This is a genomic window from Mitsuaria sp. TWR114 (assembly GCF_007997345.1).
In genome coordinates this window covers 1-4,183 of the sequence record NZ_VOSR01000647.1, presented here as the reverse complement: position 1 = coordinate 4,183, position 4,183 = coordinate 1, and the positions used below count along the sequence as shown (strand labels likewise).

Annotated in this window: 4 protein-coding genes; all 4 read left to right on the top strand. The window is 72.0% G+C overall.

Annotation, left to right across the window (positions count from 1 at the left end; translation table 11 throughout):
* Positions 1 to 46 precede the first annotated feature (46 nt).
* Entirely contained in the window at positions 47 to 1,423 is a 1,377-nt protein-coding gene (locus tag FUT87_RS21540; RefSeq protein WP_147242338.1) for an alpha-L-fucosidase, read from the top strand.
* Between the two features lie 97 nt (positions 1,424 to 1,520).
* Positions 1,521 to 2,120: a copper homeostasis protein CutC gene (locus FUT87_RS21535; protein ID WP_147242337.1), complete on the top strand. Its 600-nt coding sequence runs from the start codon at positions 1,521 to 1,523 to the stop codon at positions 2,118 to 2,120.
* Positions 2,121 to 2,312: 192 nt separating this feature from the next.
* Positions 2,313 to 3,194, top strand: a complete 882-nt coding sequence (locus tag FUT87_RS21530; RefSeq protein WP_186830688.1) for an exo-alpha-sialidase — start codon at positions 2,313 to 2,315, stop codon at positions 3,192 to 3,194.
* Between the two features lie 118 nt (positions 3,195 to 3,312).
* On the top strand, positions 3,313 to 4,183 hold an 871-nt coding region (locus FUT87_RS21525; protein WP_310735288.1), incomplete at its 3' end, for a glycoside hydrolase family 3 N-terminal domain-containing protein.

Below are 4,183 nucleotides of genomic sequence, written 5' to 3'. Positions count from 1 at the left end.
CGCGCGAGCCGGCCGGCCCTTTCCTGTGACCGTGATGGATCCCGAGATGTACCGATCGTTGATCAAGAGGCTGCCGGCGCTTGGCGTGGCGCTGGGCATGGCCACGATGGCGGCGCCCTGGACGGCCGCATGCGCCGCGGACTCGTTCTCGGCGACGACCCCGTCGCCGCAGCAGGTGGCCTGGCAGAACCGCGGCTTCGGCGTGCTGGTGCACTTCGGCACCAACACCTTCCTGGACCGCGAATGGGGCGACGGCAAGGCGCCGGCCGCCGTGTTCAATCCCGACCGCGTCGATCCCGGCCAGTGGGCCCGCGCGGCCAAGTCGGCGGGTGCCAATTACCTGGTGCTGGTGGCCAAGCACCATGACGGCTTCGCGCTGTGGCCGACGCAGCAGAGCGACTACTCGGTCAAGTCCAGCCCGTGGCTGAACGGCCAGGGCGACCTGGTCCGCATGACCGCGGAGGCGGTGAAGCGCGAAGGCATGGGCATGGGCGTCTATCTGTCGCCCTGGGACCGGCACGAGCCCCGCTACGCCGATTCCAAGGCCTATGACGTCTTCTACACCGGCCAGCTGGTCGAGCTGGCCTCGGGCTACGGCCCGCTGGTCGAATGGTGGCTGGACGGCGCGGGCAGCGACGGGCATGTCTACGACTTCGCGCATTACGTGGCGAAGCTGCGCACCTATCAGCCCAATGCCATGGTGTTCGCCGACACCGCGCTGTTCGAGTACGGCGACATCCGCTGGGTCGGCAACGAGGTCGGCGTCATCGAGGGCGAGAACTGGAACGTCATCGACCGCCATGGCCAGCTGCGCTGGCGGCCGGTGGAGGTCGACACGCCGCTGCACAAGGACTTCTGGTTCTGGAATTCGAAGCCGGAATTCACCGCGTCGCTGAAGACGGTGGACGAGCTGATGCGCAACTACGAGGACAGCGTGGGCCGCGGCGGACAGCTGGTGCTGGGCATCGCGCCCGACCGGCACGGCCTGCTGCCCGACGCGGACGTGAAGCGCCTGGCCGAGTTCGGACAGGCCCTGGAGCGGCGCTACGGGAACGCCGCCAACGTGGCGGCGACGCACGTCAAGACCGATGCGCGCGCGCAGGCCGCGCTGGACAACGACGACGACACCTTCTGGACCGTCACCGAGGCCAACCGCGGCGTGCTGGAGGTGGACCTCGGCAAGACCGTGACGATCGACCGCGCGCTGACCATGGAGCGCCTGGAGGACGGCCAGCATGTGCGCGGCTACCGGATCGAGGCCTGGGACGGGGGCCGCTGGATCACGCTGGCGCAGGCGCAGGCGGTCGGCCACATGAAGATCGACCGCTTCGCGCCGGTGAGCGCGCGCCGCGTGCGGCTGCGCATCACCAACAGCGTCGGCGTCGCGGCCATCCGCGAGTTCAAGCTGTTCGCCGCTCCATGACCGGCGCGCCCCTGTTCATCGAGGTCATCGCCTTGACGGCCCGGGACGCCTGCGAGGCCGAGGCCGCCGGCGCGGACCGCATCGAGCTGGTGTCGACATGGCGCAGGGCGGGCTCACGCCCAGCGCGCAGGTGGTGGACGAGGTGGTGCGGCAGTGCCGTCTGCCGGTGATGGTCATGGTGCGGCCCCACGCCCGGTCCTTCTGCTACGACGAGGCCGACATGCGCCAGGTGCGTGAGGGCGTGGCGATGGTGCGCGGCGCCGGCGCGCATGGCCTCGTCTTCGGCGCATTGACGGCCGATGGCGACATCGACCGCGTGGCCCTGGACCAGGTGCTGCGATGGGCCGATGGCCTGCCGCTGACCTTCCATCGGGCCTTCGACGAGGCGCGCGATCCGGTCCGCGCCTTCAGCGAGCTGAGCGCCTATCGCGGCGCGGTCACGCAGCTGCTGAGCTCGGGTGCCGCGCCCACCGCGGAGGAGGGCGCCGAGCTGCTCGCCCAACTCGTGACGCGCTGGCGTCTGGGCGAGGGCGTCGAGCTGCTGGTGGGCGCGGGCGTGGCGGCGGGCAACCTGGCCGCGCTGCATCGCCGCATCGGCGCGCGGCAGTACCACGTGGGCAGCGGCGCGCGAGCGGGCGGCAGTTTCGCGTCCGGCATCGACGCCGCGCGCATCGCCGCGCTGCGGCAGGCGCTATGACGCGGCGAGTGCCCGGTCTGTCCCGAAGGCAGTTGCTGGGCGCGGCGCTGGCGGGCGCGGCCGGGACCGCGCCCTGGAGCGCGGATCTTGAGCTCCACAAACGCTTCATCGACGACCAACCGGCCACGCCGCAGGTGCATGCGTCCACGCTCGTGGAACTGCCGGACGGCAGCCTCATGGCCGCCTGGTTCGGTGGCACCGCGGAGCGCGCGCCCGACGTGCGCATCTGGTGCTCGCGCCTGCGGGCCGGCGCCTGGAGCCGCCTCGCGCGGTCGCGGACGGCGTGCAGCCGGACGGCAGTCCCGTTGCCAACCTCGGAACCCGGTCCTGTTCCAGGCCAGCGCCGCGCGCGGCGGCACGCTGCTGCTCTTCTACAAGGTCGGCCCCGATCCACGGCAGTGGTGGGGCGAGCTGATCAGCTCGGACGATGGCGGCGACCACTGGTCCTCGCCGCGCCGGCTGCCCGACGGCGTGCTGGGCCCGATCCGCAGCAAGCCGCTGATGCTCGCGGACGGCACGCTGCTGTGCCCGTCCAGCACCGAGGACGAGGCGGGCCGCTGGCGCCTGCACATGGAGCGCAGCCGGGACCTGGGCCGGAGCTGGCTGCCCAACGTGCCGGTGACCGATCCGAAGGGCTACGGGCTGATCCAGCCCAGCCTGGTCGTTCGACCCGATGGCGGCGTGTTGGCCTTCGCGCGCAGCCGGGCGAACCGCATCGCCGTCACGCGCTCACGCGATGGCGGGCGCAGCTGGTCGGCCGCTGCGCTGACCTCGCTGCCCAATCCCAATGCCGGCATCGAGGCGCTGGGCTTGGCCGATGGCCGCATCCTGATGGTCTTCAATCCGCGCGAGCAGGGAAACGACTGGTGGGTCGGCCGCGACCGGCTGGACCTGGCGCTGTCAGGCGATGGCGGCCTCACCTGGCGCACCGTCGCGACGCTGGAGGACGAGCCGGGCCAGGAGTTCTCCTACCCGGCCGCGATCCAGACACGAGATGGTCTCGTGCATCTCACCTACACCTACCAACGGAGCCACATCCGGCATGTGCAACTGGACCCGCGCCGCCTGGGCTGACGCCGTCAGGCGGGCGCTTTCCCTTTCACCGGCGGCGCCGAAGCGCCGCGGGGGGCGCGGCATGCACGTGATGCCGTGGCTGTGTTTCGGGGCCTTGCTGCCGGCATCGATGGCATCGATGGCAACGGCCGCCGAGCCGGCGCCGTCAGCGCGGACATCGGCGACGGTGCCGCCCTATCTCGACGCCCGCCTGGGCGACGCCGAGCGCGCCGCCGATCTGGTGAGCCGGCTCAGCCTGGCCGAGAAGATCGCCCAGCTGCAGGACGGCGCGCCCGCCATCGAGCGTCTGGGCGTGCCGGCCTATGGCTGGTGGAGCGAAGGCCTGCATGGCTTGGCGCGCAACGGCCGGGCCACGGTCTTCCCGCAGGCCATCGGTCTGGCCGCGAGCTGGGACGCGCCGCTGCTGCACGCGGTGGGCGGCGTGATCGCCGCGCAGGCGCGGGCCAAGTCCGCGCCGCCGCCGCCGGGCGTGTCGCGCGACTCCGCCCGCTACGGCGGCCTGACGATCTGGTCGCCCAACATCAACCTGTTCCGCGATCCGCGCTGGGGCCGCGGGCAGGAGACCTATGGCGAGGATCCGGTCCTCACCGCGCGCCTGGGCGTGGCTTTCGTGCAAGGGCTGCAAGGCCCCGACGAGCGCCGCCCGCTGGTGATCGCCACGCCCAAGCATTTCGCCGTGCACAGCGGGCCGGAGAAGGATCGCCACGCCTTCAACGTCAACCCGTCCGCCCACGACCTGGAGGACAGCTATCTGCCGGCCTTCCGGGCCGCGGTGACGCAGGCGCACGCCGGCTCGGTCATGTGCGCCTACAACGCGCTGGACGGCACACCCGCCTGCGCGAACACGGCGCTGCTGCAGGACCGGCTGCGCCGCGACTGGGGCTTCCGGGGCTTCGTCGTGACCGACTGCGACGCGGTCGAGGACATGACGCTCTTCCACAAGACCACGCCCGATGACGCGGAGGCCTCGGCGCGCGCGCTGCAGGCGG

Excerpts from the sequence above, each read along its gene's own strand:
- FUT87_RS21535 (WP_147242337.1), top strand. The coding sequence starts at position 1,521 with ATGGCGCAGGGCGGGCTCACGCCCAGCGCGCAGGTGGTGGACGAGGTG.
- FUT87_RS21540 (WP_147242338.1), top strand. The coding sequence starts at position 47 with ATGTACCGATCGTTGATCAAGAGGCTGCCGGCGCTTGGCGTGGCGCTG.